9 protein-coding genes, 1 tRNA gene and 6 pseudogenes are annotated in these 13,079 nt (G+C 64.6%); 6 read left to right on the forward strand and 10 right to left on the reverse strand.

Translation table 11 applies throughout. The features are described from left to right. Positions 1-207: pseudogene (locus JCM19049_RS03225) on the reverse strand (hypothetical protein); the annotation flags it as partial. Between the two features lie 192 nt (positions 208-399). Here JCM19049_RS03225 and JCM19049_RS03230 point away from each other — a divergent pair. Beyond that, the gene (locus tag JCM19049_RS03230) at positions 400-1,314 is read left to right on the forward strand and encodes an MFS transporter (RefSeq protein ID WP_279402365.1); all 915 of its coding nucleotides are present in this window, start codon (positions 400-402) and stop codon (positions 1,312-1,314) included. Further along, positions 1,299-1,685, forward strand: coding sequence for an MFS transporter (locus JCM19049_RS18325; RefSeq protein ID WP_279402369.1), 387 nt, complete (start codon positions 1,299-1,301; stop codon positions 1,683-1,685). Before JCM19049_RS03230 ends, JCM19049_RS18325 begins: the two co-directional genes overlap by 16 nt. 24 nt (positions 1,686-1,709) lie before the next feature. On the opposite strand, the gene JCM19049_RS03235 is transcribed toward JCM19049_RS18325, so the two are convergent. The 7 genes and pseudogenes from JCM19049_RS03235 to JCM19049_RS03265 form a co-directional block, all read right to left on the reverse strand. Next, positions 1,710-2,573 carry a hypothetical protein gene (locus JCM19049_RS03235; protein WP_279402366.1) on the reverse strand — a complete coding sequence of 288 codons (864 nt, stop codon included), beginning with the start codon at positions 2,571-2,573 and terminating at the stop codon, positions 1,710-1,712. A gap of 265 nt (positions 2,574-2,838) precedes the next feature. After that, positions 2,839-3,607, reverse strand: a pseudogene (locus JCM19049_RS03240) (amino acid ABC transporter ATP-binding protein). After that, positions 3,597-4,259 (reverse strand): amino acid ABC transporter permease, encoded by a 663-nt coding sequence (locus JCM19049_RS03245; protein WP_054820790.1) that lies wholly within the window; start codon positions 4,257-4,259, stop codon positions 3,597-3,599. Before JCM19049_RS03245 ends, JCM19049_RS03240 begins: the two are co-directional and overlap by 11 nt. Before the next feature lie 154 nt (positions 4,260-4,413). Next, a pseudogene (locus JCM19049_RS03250) lies at positions 4,414-5,213 on the reverse strand (amino acid ABC transporter substrate-binding protein). A gap of 213 nt (positions 5,214-5,426) precedes the next feature. After that, positions 5,427-6,356 carry an AEC family transporter gene (locus JCM19049_RS03255; RefSeq protein ID WP_054820791.1) on the reverse strand — a complete coding sequence of 310 codons (930 nt, stop codon included), beginning with the start codon at positions 6,354-6,356 and terminating at the stop codon, positions 5,427-5,429. A gap of 149 nt (positions 6,357-6,505) precedes the next feature. After that, positions 6,506-6,576 (reverse strand) — tRNA-Gly (locus JCM19049_RS03260). A 211-nt stretch (positions 6,577-6,787) separates the two neighbouring features. Continuing rightward, entirely contained in the window at positions 6,788-7,273 is a 486-nt protein-coding gene (locus JCM19049_RS03265) for an SseB family protein (protein ID WP_171021217.1), read from the reverse strand. A gap of 111 nt (positions 7,274-7,384) precedes the next feature. Here JCM19049_RS03265 and JCM19049_RS03270 point away from each other — a divergent pair. Beyond that, positions 7,385-9,090: pseudogene (locus JCM19049_RS03270) on the forward strand (fumarate hydratase). A gap of 88 nt (positions 9,091-9,178) precedes the next feature. Here JCM19049_RS03270 and JCM19049_RS18330 read toward each other — a convergent pair. Beyond that, positions 9,179-10,056 (reverse strand): annotated as a pseudogene (locus JCM19049_RS18330) (D-alanyl-D-alanine carboxypeptidase family protein). A gap of 165 nt (positions 10,057-10,221) precedes the next feature. Here JCM19049_RS18330 and dcd point away from each other — a divergent pair. Further along, positions 10,222-10,802: pseudogene (gene dcd, locus JCM19049_RS03285) on the forward strand (dCTP deaminase). A 36-nt stretch (positions 10,803-10,838) separates the two neighbouring features. Here the strand turns inward: dcd and JCM19049_RS03290 are convergent. Next, positions 10,839-12,167 (reverse strand): MFS transporter, encoded by a 1,329-nt coding sequence (locus JCM19049_RS03290; protein ID WP_054820795.1) that lies wholly within the window; start codon positions 12,165-12,167, stop codon positions 10,839-10,841. A 317-nt stretch (positions 12,168-12,484) separates the two neighbouring features. On the opposite strand from JCM19049_RS03290, the gene JCM19049_RS18335 reads away from it, so the two are divergent. Together JCM19049_RS18335 and JCM19049_RS18340 are read left to right on the forward strand one after the other, a co-directional pair. Then, positions 12,485-12,766 (forward strand): hypothetical protein, encoded by a 282-nt coding sequence (locus JCM19049_RS18335; RefSeq protein ID WP_279402367.1) that lies wholly within the window; start codon positions 12,485-12,487, stop codon positions 12,764-12,766. Continuing rightward, on the forward strand, positions 12,763-12,897 hold the full coding sequence (locus JCM19049_RS18340) for a proton-conducting transporter membrane subunit (RefSeq protein WP_279402368.1): 135 nt from the start codon (positions 12,763-12,765) through the stop codon (positions 12,895-12,897). The genes JCM19049_RS18335 and JCM19049_RS18340 overlap by 4 nt, the downstream gene beginning before the upstream one ends. The last annotated feature ends 182 nt before the right edge of the window (positions 12,898-13,079 follow it).

Here is a 13,079-nt window from a genome sequence, read left to right on the forward strand (position 1 = left end):
GTCCTGGTCCAGCGCCAGCCAGTGCCCGCGCCGGCCATCGGGTTCCAACACCACCGTGGGGGTGTTGTCCGCGGACTGCAGGCGCACGGCAACCTGGCCGCGGCTGGACAGCAGCCCGCTGGCGTCGGCATCAAATTCAAGGATCAGCCGCTCGCCAATCAGGCGCGTGGTGCCGCTGAGTTCCAGGGTTTCTTCTGCGCTGGCCATTGCCATGTTCCTTCCGGTGTGTGCCTGGGTTAATTCTAGGCACTGAACCCCCCGGGGTGTGAAGCCAGGCGCAGCGGGAGGGAGGCGGGGTGAAAGTTTCATGACCGCACCGTTTCGGGTCCCGGCAACGTGGCTAGACTACAAAGGACGAGGAGGAACGCCGGCACCCGACTGGGCCGGCTATGAGAACACGTGGCTACGAAGATGTTCCGGGCACTGTCGATCCGCAACTACCGGCTGTGGGTGATCGGCGCGCTGGTATCGAACATTGGCACGTGGATGCAGCGGGTCGCTCAGGACTGGCTGGTGCTCACCGAGCTGACGAACAACGACGGCACGGCCACCGGGATCGTCACCGGCCTGCAGTTCCTGCCGGTGCTGCTGCTGGCCCCCTATGCCGGGCTGATCGCCGACCGCTACGAAAAACGGAAGGTACTGCTGTGCACCCAAAGCTTCATGGGATTGTGCGCGCTGGTGCTGGGCACCCTGGTGCTGCTCGATGTGGCCCAGCTGTGGCACGTGTACGTGCTGGCGACCGCGCTGGGGGTCGGCTCCGCATTTGACGCCCCGGCCCGCCAGGCGTTCGTCTCGGAGATCGTGCCAGGTACCCACCTGACCAACGCGGTGGCGCTGAACAGTGCGAATTTCAACCTGGCCCGGCTGGCCGGCCCCGGCGTGGCCGGCCTGGTAATCGCCGCGTTCGGCACCGGCCCGGCGTTTTTGATCAACGGGTTCTCATTCATTGCGGTGCTGTTCTCGCTGACGAACCTGGACCGCAGCCAAATCCACGCGGCGAAGCGGGTGGTGCGGGCCAAGGGCCAGGTGAAGGAGGGGTTCGACTATGTGCGTGGACGCCGGGACCTGCTGCTGATCTTTGGGTTGGCGTTCGTGGTGGGCACCTTTGGGCTGAACTTCCAACTGACCAACGCCATGATGGCGGCCCAGGTGTTCGGGGTCGGGGCGGGGGAGTACGGCATGCTGGGAACCATTATGGCCGTGGGCACCTTCGCCGGAGCCTGCTGGCGGCCCGGCGCTCCCGGCCGCGGTGGCGCTACATCATCCTGGGCGCCACGTTCTTCGGGGCCAGCGCACTGTTGTCCGCCCTGATGCCGACCTACACGCTCTTTGCGCTCTCCCTGGTTCCCATCGGCTTGTTTGCACTCACGTTCCTGAACAGCTGCAACACGATGGTGCAGACCTCGGTTCCGGGCCAATACCGGGCCAGGGTCTTGGCGCTGTACCTGATGGTGGTCCAGGGCGGCACCCCGATTGGGGCGCCGTTGGTCGGTTGGCTGGCCACCTTGTTCGGGCCGCGCATGGCGGTCGGGCTGGGCGCGGGCGCCTCCCTGGTCTCCGGGATCATTGCCCTGATCCTGTGGCAGAAGTTCCGTGCCGATGCGATCCCGCTGCGCCGGCAGGTGCAGCTGCTGCGGCTGCGCCACCAGGAAGAACCCACGGGACGTGAGGGCGAGGGCTAGAGCCGGCAGCCTGGCTGCGACAGGCTAGTGGGCCGGGTGTTCCACGGAGGCCACGGGGCGCACATTGACCTCGGTGGTGCTGGTGTCCAGGTTCGCGTTGAACCCGAACGCGTCCTTGACCACCTTCGGCTTTAGTTCACCGGTGCGCAGATCCTGTTCGGTCAGCTGCAGCTCGGTCTTCACCGTCAGCGGTCCCAGCACCCAGGCTCCGTCATAGTAGGACACCTTCGGCTTGGGGTAGTCGGTGATCTGCCATTTGATGGTCTTGGCATCCACCCGCGCGGTCGTGTGATACGCGAACGGGCAGTTCGTGGGCATCAGCACCTTTTGGGTGGCGCACCCATCCAGGTACTTCTTCAGCTGCTTGCTGATGTTCTGGGTGAAATGGCTGGTCGGCTCGGTGCGCAGGGCGATCTCCACCGGCTTCTGCGCCGGGGAGGTGATCAGCTTGCCGCGGGTGTCGGCCTTGAAGTTCTTGGTTTCAAACCCGGCGTCCAGCACGGCGGGGAAGAACACCGGAAGCTCGGTGCGGCCCTTTTGCAGCGGGATCTTCTGGTCGTTGACCTCGATCTCGTTGACGGTGTTCGCCTTGATCTGCACGGTGGGCAGGGTGACTTCCTCGAACTTCCAGGTGTCGAAGAACATCCAGGACTTCCCGTCATGGTGCAGCGCATAGGTAGACTCGCTGGGCACCCCGTGAGCCTTGTAGTGGGCGGTGACCGTCACCCTGCCGGGCACATCCTGATCCTGCTGGGCCGTATCCGCCTCGAATTCGGTGATGCCGGACTGGGTGCGGGAAAGCACCTCGCCATCCAGGGCCACCGCGTCCCCCTGGGGCACCTTGGCCTCCAGCAGACCCAGCGCCTCGGCGCCCTTACCTTCCTCCAACAGCTGATGCAGGTGCTTGACCTGTGCTGCCGGGGAACAGATCGTTCGGTTGCAAACTATGATCGCCGCGGCGAACAGGAGCACAAGGCAAGTACTACGAGGGCCCAGCGCAGAGCGACTCGGGTCACAGGATTAGGTGCGTTCATCTCCCCATAAGGTATCGGCTGCGCTGGTGAGTTCTTAAATTACCGCGCCGTACGGCGTTGCCCTCCAGCGTACCGCCAGCACCTGTCGCCGCCAGGTGTTCCGGTTCGCGCACCGGCGCTTAGAAGGGGTTCAGCAGCCGGTGCACGAACGCCTTGGTGCGTTCCTGGGACGGCTCACGCAGCACCTGCGCGGCGGGGCCGCGTTCGATGACGTGCCCCTCGTCCATGAACACCACCGTGTCGGCCACGTCCCGGGCGAAGGCAAGCTCATGGGTGACCAGCACCATGGACCAGCCCTCGGCTGCCAGCTCCTTGATGACCGTGAGCACGTCCCCGACCAGTTCAGGATCCAGGGCGCTGTCGGCTCATCGAAGAGCAGCAAGTCCGGCTGCAGCATCAAGGCGCGCACGATCCCCACCCGCTGTTGCTGGCCGCCGGAAAGCGATGAGGGATAGGCGCTGGCCTTGGCGGCCAGTCCCACCCGCTGCAGCAGCGCGTTGGCCTGCTCCAGCACCTCGGCCTTGGGTCGGCGCTGCACCTCCAGGGCCCCACGGTGACATTCTGCAGCACCGTCAGGTGCGGGAAGAGGTGGTGGCCCTGGAACACCATCGCCGAACGGTCCCGCAGCACCGAGGCCTGCTTCTTGCGCAGCTGCGGGGTAAAGGTGACCTGAGGGCCGCCCGCGAAGGCGACGGTCCCCGAATCGGCGGCCTCCAGCCCGTTCAGGCAGCGCAGCGCCGTGGTCTTGCCGGAGCCCGATGGGCCAATCAGTGCCAGCACTTCACCCTCGTGCACCGTGAAGTCGATGCCGCGCAGCACCTGGTTGTCGCCGAAGGCCTTGTGCAGCCCGGTAACCGTGAGCAGCGGGACTGCGGTGTTAGGCAACATATTTTTCAAGCCTTCCTTCCAGGCGGGTTTGCAGGGTGGAGAGAACCAGGCAGATCACCCAGTACAGGGCGGCCGCGGTCAGGTACAGGGTCATGAATTCCAGGCTGCTCGCGGCGATTTCCTGGGCCCGGCGGAACATTTCGGTGACCAGGATCAGCGAGGCCAGCGAGGAGTCCTTGACCAGGGAGATGAAGGTGTTGGACAGCGGCGGGACCGCCACCCGGGTCGCCTGGGGCAGGATCAGCCGGTAAAGAGTGCGGGTGCGGGACATGCCGATCGTGTAGCCGGCTTCCCACTGCCCGGAGGGGACCGAGAGGATCGCGGCGCGGATGATCTCCGCGGCATAGCCGGCCACGTTCAGCGTGAACGCGATGATCGCGCTGGGCCACGGGTCAATGGTGATTCCCACCGAGGGCATGCCGAAGAAGATCACGAACAGCTGCACCAGCAGCGGGGTGCCGCGGATCACCGATATGTAGATCCGGGCAATCGCCGAGACGAAGCGGTTCGCGCTGATGCGCATCAACGCGATCACCAGCGCCAGAATCAGTCCCAGTGCGAAGCTGGCCAGCGACAGGGGAATGGTTCCGGTCAGTGCCCCCTTGGCCAGGGGCCACAGTGAATCCAAAACCAGTTGCCATGTCTGGTCCATCGGTCCTCTTTCTCCTTGCGGTTTAAGCCAACTTGCCCCGAGGAAATCTCCTTGGGGCAAGTGTACGCATAGGCCGAACCCCACGGTGGGGGATGCCTCGCCATTCGTTCAGTGCACGGGCCGTGTGCGGGCCGGGCCCGCACACGGCAAAAGGCTACTTGGTGACGTCGCTGCCGAAGTACTTGTCGGACAGTTCAGCCAGGGTTCCGTCCTGGCGCAGCTCATCGAGCGCCTTGTTGATCGCCTCATGCAGCTCGGTGTCGTCCTTGCGCATCGCCACGGCAACCTCGGACTTGTCATCGGATTCAGCCGCGATCTTGATCGCGTCATCCGGCTGGTTCTTCTGCGAATCCAGGTAGGTGAGCTTGTCGTTGATCGTGGCGTCCACCCGGCCCTGCTTCAGCAGGGTGACGGCCTGCGCCCAGCCCTCCACGGCCTGTACGTTCGCGCCGGCGTCCTTGGCGGTCTCATACCAGTTGCTGGTCAGTGACTGGGCGGTGCTCTTGCCCTTGAGGGATTCGAAGGAGGTGATCTCGGTGTTGTCCGACTTGGTCACGATGACCCCGTTGGAGACGGTGTAGGGGGTGGACAGCAGGTACTTCTCTTCGCGCTGCTCGTTCACGCTCACCTGATTGGCGATGACGTCAAAGCGCTTTGCATCCAGGCCCGCGAAGATGCCATCCCACTGGGTTTCCTCGAATTCGACCTCGACCCCCAGCTTCTCGCCGACGGCCTCGATCACCTCGACGTCGTAGCCGGTCAGCTCGTTGCCCTCATGGTAGGAGAAGGGGCGGTAGGTGCCTTCGGTGCCCACGGTCAGGTCCCGGATTCCTGCACCTGCTGGTAGGTGGAGCCGCTGGCCTCGTCGCCGCCCGAATCGTTCGAGGAGCCGCAGGCGCTGAGCGACAAGGCCAGAACGGTTGCGGTGGACAGTGCGGTGAAAATCCGTTTCATGAGAACCCCTCGGTTTGGTTGCGGCGGGTGATGGCCTGAACGTCACAACGTCCCGGTCATATCCGAGTATTCCCTGCCCCGCCGGCCGGCGGGGAGTTTCCGGGGCGGGGGTGTCACAAAAATTCACACTCTTGACACAGCCCACACCGCGCCGGGCCGACCGGCGGCATAGGGCGGGCGCAGCGCGAGATGGCCGCCGTGATCAGGCAGGGGCTACACGCCCAGCAGCAGCGCCAGCAGCATCATGATCGGGATGGCGCAGATGGTGGTGATCAGCACGGTGTCCTTGGCGATCACCACGCCCCGTTCATAGCGCGAGGCGGTGACGAAGATGTTCTGCGCGGTGGGCAGCCCGGCCATGATGACCGCCGCCACCATCATTTCCGTGGGCAGGCGGAACACGAAGGCCGCCAGCAGCCAGGCGATCAGCGGATGGATGACCAGTTTGGCCAGCGAACCAATCAGCACGTCCGCCCGTCGCCCGGTGCCCGGGTCCAGGGGCTTGGAACCGACCAGCGAGATTCCGAAGGCCAGCAGCATCGCCGGGATCGAGGCCCCGGAAATCAGTTCAATGGGCGCCAGCACCAGTTCGGGCAGCTGCACGCCGGTCAGTGCGACCACCAGGCCCGCCAGGGAGCCGATGATCATGGGGTTCTTCGCGGTGGCCGAGGCCAACGCCCAGAAGGTGGTGCGGTGCTTGATGGTGGTTGCATCCAGCATGGCCAGGTTCACCGGCTGGTACAACGCCAGTTGGAAGAGGATCACCGGGGCGGCGTGGGCCATGTCGCCCAGCACGTACAGGGCGATCGGCAGGCCCAGGTTCGCTGAGTTCACGGTGGAGGCGCTCATGGCCGCGACGATGCGTTCGGCGGCCGGGCGCTGCAGCCACTTGAAGGTGGCCAGGTGATAGATCCCGGCGGTGAGGAACGCCGAAATGGTGGCGATCCACAGCAGTGGTCCGAGCACCTGGGTTGGTTCGGAATCGGCGATGGCCAGAAACAGCAGGGCGGGGCTGGCCACGAAGAAGGTCAACCGGTTCAGCACCCACCGGCCTTGGTCGCCCAGCACCCCGGTGCGTCCGACCGCGTAGCCGACCAGGATGACCACCCAGATGATGGAGAAGCCGGACAGCACTCCGGTCATGACGGCCTCCTGGATCATTGTGCTGCTCGGGTGGGGCACCGGCTGGGACGGCGGCTGGGAGTCGATCCCGCGCCAGCGGGGCCCGGCTCCCTGATGGGTGCCCAGACGCCAAACGCGGGACCTGCTGGGTCCCGGCGTTTGGTCTTGCGAGCGGGCGACGGGAATCGAACCCGCGTATCGAGCTTGGGAAGCTAGCGCTCTACCATTGAGCTACGCCCGCAAAGCTCCGAGCGGCCTATTGGCGGCCCGGGCGTATCCCAGCATAGCGCAATCAGCGCCCCGGTTTTCAAGCCAATGACGCCAAGATGACCTGTGGCATGCGCCAATGGCCACAGGTGCGGCGCTCGAACCGCGGAAATCCGCGGCCAACCGCTTGTCCGGGGTGTGACCATGATTACATCCCCGCGCGGGTGCCCGCGGCGCACCGACGGCTAGTGGCTGCCTCGGCCCTTGCCCAGTTCCTGACGCAACACCGCCACACCCTCGGCCGGAATCTCAAAACTGAGATCGTCACCGGGATTGATGACAATCCCGGTGCCCTCCAGGGCGCGCACAATGGTGGCCCCCTGCACCTTCACACCGTAGGGTGCCTGGTCAATGTAGGTGCCCGGGATGCGCTCCAGTGAACTGAACACCGCGACCATCGGCGCCCCGGCGGGATTGGTCAGCAACATGGGCTGCGCGTTGGGGTTTTCGCCGGTGACTTCCTCGCGGGAAAGGAAATACACCTCGGCGGCCATGAAGGCGCCCACCACTGAGCCGGAGAGCTCGGGCTTGTTCAGGCCCGCGGCGATCATGTTCTCGAAGTGGGTTTTGGGCCGGGCCCGCTCCTGGTCCATCGGGGTTTCGATGATCATGTCCGGCAGCTGTTCGGGCTGCCCGGACTGGGAGGTTGCCTCTGGGTTTTCGTTGCTCATGCCCTCAAGCATGTCGCCCTTGGCCCACCCGCGCAAACACCAAATCCGCATTTTGCGGCCGAGAGCCTAAAATGGCTCTCGAGCAACCCACGAAAGATGCAAGGACTGAGCATGCCTGAATTCCGTTATGAAGATCTTCTGCCCATCGGCGAGGACAACACCCCCTACCGCAAGATTTCCTCGGACGGTGTCAATGTCGCCACCGGTCCAGATGGCAAGAAGTTCCTGCAGGTTTCCCCGCGGGCCCTGGAATTGCTGGCCGAAACCGCCCTGCGCGACATCTCCCACTACCTGCGTCCGGCCCACCTGCAGCAGCTGCGCAACATCCTCGACGATGAGGAAGCCAGCCCGAACGACAAGTTCGTGGCCCTGGACCTGCTGAAGAACGCGAACATCGCCGCCGGTGGCATCCTGCCGATGTGCCAGGACACCGGCACCGCGATTGTGATGGGCAAGCGCGGACAGCGGGTGCTCTCCGAGGAGCAGGACGAAATTTCGCTTTCACGCGGCATCTACAACGCCTACACCAAGCTGAACCTGCGCTACTCGCAGCTGGCTCCGTTGACCACCTGGGAAGAAAAGCAGACCGGCAACAACCTGCCGGCGCAGATCGACCTGTACGCCAACACGAAGCCCGGGGCGGATACCGAATACAAGTTCCTGTTCATGGCCAAGGGCGGCGGCAGCGCCAACAAGTCCTTCCTCTACCAGGAGACCAAGGCGATCCTGAACGAGAACTCGATGCTGCGCTTCCTCGATGAGAAGCTGCGCTCCCTGGGCACCGCCGCCTGCCCGCCCTACCACCTGTCCATCGTCATCGGCGGCACCAGCGCGAGATGGCCTTGAAGACCGCGAAGTACGGCTCGGCGAAGTACCTGGACACGCTGCCCACCGAGGGCGCCATGACCGGGCGTGGGTTCCGTGACACCGACCTGGAAGAGAAGGTGCTGGAACTGACCCGCAACTTCGGCATCGGCGCCCAGTTCGGCGGGAAGTACTTCTGCCATGACGTGCGCGTGGTGCGCCTGCCGCGCCACGGCGCCTCGATGCCGGTGGCCATCGCGGTCTCCTGCTCCGCCGACCGGCAGATGCTGGCGAAGATCACCGAAGAAGGCGTCTTCGTTGAACAGCTGGAAACCGACCCGGCCCGCTTCATGCCCGACGAGTCCCACCCGGCCGTGGCCGAACACGGGGAGGCCACCGACGGGGTGACCGGCACCGGCGGCAGCTCCGTGGTGAAGGTGGACCTGAACAAGCCGATGGATGAGATCCTGGCCGGGCTGAGCAAGTTCCCGGTCAAGACCCGGCTCTCGCTGACCGGTCCGCTGGTCGTGGCCCGCGATATCGCCCACGCCAAGATCAAGGAACGGCTGGACGCCGGCGAGCAGATGCCGCAGTACCTCAAGGACCACCCGGTCTACTACGCTGGCCCGGCCAAGACCCCGGACGGCATGGCGTCCGGGTCATTCGGACCGACCACCGCAGGGCGCATGGACTCCTATGTGGAGCAGTTCCAGGCGGCTGGCGGCTCGAAGGTGATGCTGGCCAAGGGCAACCGCTCCAAGCAGGTCACCGACGCGTGCAGCACCCACGGCGGCTTCTACCTGGGTTCCATCGGAGGTCCGGCTGCCCGCCTGGCCCAGGACTGCATTAAGAACGTCGAGGTCCTGGAATACGAGGAGCTGGGCATGGAGGCAGTGTGGAAGATCGAGGTGGAGGATTTCCCGGCATTCATCGTCGTGGATGACAAGGGCAACGACTTCTTCGAAGCCACCTCCAAGCCGACCTTCACCGGCATCCCCGTGCGCGCGAACTAGCCGACGTCGCACCGCCTACCGGCACCAACAACGAAGGCCGCTCCAGTGGGGCGGCCTTCGTGCAGTTCTGGGGGAGAGTCGGCAGGAGCTACTGGCTTAGCCCGAATGCCCAATCCCTGAAGGGCGGCAGGAATCGCAGCACCATCAGGTCCTCGGGCTCCCGCAGGGAGGTCGGCGTGGGGCTCGGTTCACTGGCCTCTTGCGATGCCGCATCATCTTCCTTGTCGCTCGAGGAGGGGGAGGATGGGGCCGACTCCTGTGCGGCCTGGTCGCCCTGCTCGGTGTTCTCCACCAGCAGCTGGAAGTACTCTTCGAACGTGTCCATGTCCAGCTTCTTCATTGCCTGGGCATGCTCGGTGCCGATGTAGCGCAGGTGCCACGGCTCGTAACGGTAGCCGGTTGTTTCTTCCTCGCCTTCCGGGTACCTGACAATCAGCCGTAGTCCACGGCGTGCTCGGCAATCCACTTGCCGGCCGGAGTCTGGCCAAAGCAGGCGTGTAGTTCGCATTTGCTGCCGCTGTAGCCAACATCCGCGGCCAGGCCCAGCTGGTGTTCACTGGTCCCCGGGCGGGCCGAAATCCGTTCGGCATACTCGGTGCCGAACTTCGCCTGGTACTGGTTGAACAGCACCTGCTGGCGTTCATAGGAACGGAAGGCGCTGATGACCTTCAGCGGGTGCCCGGCCTTGCGGGCATCGGCCACCAGATCCTCCACCGCGTCGGCCGCCTCATCGCGCAACTGATCACCGGAACCGGCGACGTTGCGCAGCCCCTTGGGGTGGTAGTCCTCCTCGGGCAGCTTGATGCTGGGGTTGATCAAGGCCAAAAGGCTGCTGCTGTCGGACAGCTCCTCGGCGCTGACCTCGGGCACCTCATCGGCGGGGGCGGCGTTCGCGGCGGAAAGACCGCCTGCCGCCAACAGCAGTGAGACCAGCGCGGCACTGGCTGCCCGGGTAACGGAGCGCATTGTTGGTAAGACACCATCCTTTGGGTTTTGGCACGACAACACTTCAAGGATAGTGCCTGAAGGTGGCCCGCAGCCATGTGGGATTGCGCCGATTCAACCGCCCCATTTGCGCCACATTCGGCCGCGGGTTACCGTCGGGGGCGCCAGCAGGATAAATTTATAGGCGTGTTGTATTCAGATGGTGACATTCGTCGGTCAATAGACAGCGGGCAGATCGCCCTGGAACCGTACTCCGAGGAAATGGTGCAGCCGGCCTCGGTGGACGTGCGGCTGGACCGCTTCTTCCGGTTGTTCGACAACCACAAGTACGCCCACATCGATCCGGCCACTGACCAGCCGGAACTGACCCGGCTGGTGGAAGTCGACCCGGATGAGCCGTTCGTGCTGCACCCGGGGGAATTTGTGTTGGGCGCGACGTACGAGAAGGTCACCCTGGCAACGGCATCGCCGCCCGCCTGGAGGGCAAGAGTTCACTGGGCCGCCTGGGGCTGCTCACCCACTCCACTGCCGGGTTCATCGATCCCGGCTTCTCCGGCCACGTCACCCTGGAACTGTCCAATATGGCCACCCTGCCGATCAAGCTGTGGCCCGGGTCGAAGATCGGCCAGCTGTGCTTCTTCCAGCTCACCTCGCCGGCCGAACACCCCTACGGTTCTGGCCCCTACGGCAACCGCTATCAGGGGCAGCGCGGGCCAACGGCCTCACGCAGCCACCTGAATTTCCACCGCAGCCTCCTGGAAAACTAATTCTGCCCGCGCCGGGGCCCTGTGCCCGGAGGCGGGCTAGTTTTCCAATCGGGTGCGCGGGGTCTTGATCGGCAGCAGCAACAGCAATCCGATCAGCAGCACCAGCAGGATGCCCAGGATCCCGTAGCGCTGCGCCGCCCCGGGCTCAACCAGGGGAGTGGCCAGCGCGATTGAGGTGGTGAACAGGGCCGGGGCCAGGAAACTGACCACCCGACCGGTGGTGGCGTAGAGCCCGAACATTTCCCCCTCGCGGCCCGCCGGGGCCATGCGCGCCAGCAGTGAGCGGGACGCGGACTGCGCGGGACCAACAAACAGGCACAACAGCAGCCCGAACAACCAGAAGCCGCTGGCCTCGGGGGAGAAGAACACGCCCAGCCCGGCCACCAGCAGTCCGACCAGCGAACCTAGGATGACCCGTTTGGGGCCAATCACGTCATCCAGCCACCCGCCGGCCAGCGCGCCGAGGGCCGCCACCACGTTCCCGGCAATAGCGAAGATGATCACCTCGTTCAGGGCGAACCCGAAGGTCCCGGCGGCAATCACCCCGCCAAAGGTGAAGATGGCGGCCAGCCCGTCACGGAAGATCGCCGAGGAGCCCAGGAAGAAGACCGCGTTGCGGTCCTCCCGCCACAGCTGGGCGATTCGCCCGAAGAGCACCTTGTAGGAGCTGGCCAGGGGGATGCGCGCGGACTGGCTGGCGGGGGACTCGGGAATGCGGAAGAAGACCGGCAGCGCGAACACCAGGAACCACAGGGCACTGAAGATCGCCACCCAGCGCAGGTTCCACGAATCCTCGGTGTTCGCACCAGGCCATTCGAACAACGGGTCCACGAAGCCGAACAGGACCAGGGCCAAGGCCAGGATCCCGCCCACATAGCCCATGCCCCAGCCGAAACCGGAGACCTTGCCGATCGTGGCCGGGGTGGAGATCTGGGTGAGCACCGCGTTGTAGTTCACCGAGGCGAACTCGGAGAACACCGAGGCCGCGGCGATCAGCGAGGCTCCCAACCACAGGTACTTCGGGTCCGGGGCAACAAACACGCAGGCGGCGGTCAGCGCCACCACGACCAGCGAGTTCACCGTCAGCCACAACTTGCGCCGCCCGGCCGCGTCCGAACGCATCCCGGTTACCGGCACCAGCAGGACGATGGCCACCCCGGCCACGGTCAGCGCCTGGCCCAGCACCACCGAGGCGTGATCGGTGGATCCGAACAGCTCACTGGTGAGGTAGACGGTGAAGACAAAGGTGGTCATCACGGCGTTGATGGCGGCCTGGCCCCAGTCCCAGCTGGCCCAGGCCAGAGTCGCAGTATTAAGCCACGAGTTTTTTGGTCGCGCAAGATCCCGCGCCACGTTGCTTTCCATGCTCGCATCGTATCCGGTTAATGGTGATCAGAACATGAATTCGAGGCAACGGGGAAAATCTGGGTCCAGGCGTTCACTCCCGAATTTTCTGTGGTCAGGAGCGAGCAAGGTGATCTACCGGACGGTAGAAAGCGCCTTTGCACTGATAAAATGAACAGACCGGCCGTGTAAATCGTCGGACTCTGCCCCATACAAGTCGACAGAGGAGACGTGTGTTAGTTATTCTCATTGCGCTTTTCGCAACTGCTGCGCTCTGCCCTTTGATTTTTCGGATTTTCCGACGCAATGGGTTCTATATTGTCGCCGTAGTTCCCGCAATGGGATTCATCTGGCTGCTCACCCGATTCCCGCAGGTGCTGGCCTCCGATCCCAGCCTGGCCAACGGGCTGCCGAACGCCCCGCCATCAATCCAGATCCCCTGGATCCCCGGGTTCCTGGTAAACCTGGACTTCCGCCTGGACACGCTGGCCGCGGTGCTGTTACTGCTGATCCTCGGGGTCGGCGCCTGGTGCTGGTCTACTGTGCCCGCTACTTCAAGAACGACGACATGGGCGTGGGCCCGTTCGCAGCCAAGCTGGTCGCCTTCGCCGGGGCCATGACCGGTCTGGTCACCGCCGATGACGTGATCATCATGTTCATCTTCTGGGAAATCACCTCGGTGCTTTCCTACCTGCTGATCGGCTTTAGCCAGGCGCTGATCACCGCACGCCGCTCGGCCATGAATGCCTGATTGTCACCACCTTCGGTGGGCTGGCCATGCTCGGCGGTCTGCTGATCCTGGGGACCTCCACCGGCAGCTACCGGCTTTCAGACATTGTGGCGGCGGCCCCGCAGCTGAGCGCCATGGGCGGACACATCGACGTGGCCGTCGCCCTGGTGCTGCTTGGCGCGCTGTCCAAGTCGGCGCTGGTG

The organism is Arthrobacter sp. JCM 19049 (genome assembly GCF_001310435.1).